Here is a 434-nt window from a genome sequence, read left to right as displayed (position 1 = left end):
ACAATCAAGCAAAAGTGGATAACATTATCGATTTTGATTTGAAAGATAATCATATAATTGTTACTTACGAGAAAGCAGGAGAAGACTTTCTATATGTTGCCATTATAAAGCAAACTAACAGCGGGTTAAAATGGATTAAAAATAGCGATGCTATTACATTTCCGATAAATCGAATAGCTGCTGAAGGCACCCCAATTGTTACAATCGTTCGACCAAGAGATGAAGATTATAAAGCAGTAAAAGTCTTCGGAAAACCTGCAAAATCAGTCACTTATTATAAAGATGTTTCTGATAAAGTCACGTTAGAGTTTAAGTATTGGATTGCTTATACTGATAAAAATCCTGATTCAACAGCAGGCGATATAGAATTAATTAAAGAATAACTTCTTATTTAACTATTTGGGGCAATAGTTGAAGATGGCGATCTTAAAGTT

General features: G+C 32.3%; 1 protein-coding gene. It reads left to right on the top strand.

The window, feature by feature from the left end; translation table 11 throughout:
* Positions 1 to 383 (top strand): hypothetical protein (locus E3U55_RS17625; RefSeq protein ID WP_194840974.1); only part of this gene is annotated, 383 nt, incomplete at its 5' end.
* Positions 384 to 434: the final 51 nt, after the last annotated feature.

It is taken from the genome of Filobacillus milosensis, assembly GCF_004402015.1.
Taxonomy (GTDB): domain Bacteria; phylum Bacillota; class Bacilli; order Bacillales; family Alkalibacillaceae; genus Filobacillus; species Filobacillus milosensis.
Note: the sequence above shows the minus strand (reverse complement) of the source record. Positions and strands in the feature narration are given on the sequence as shown.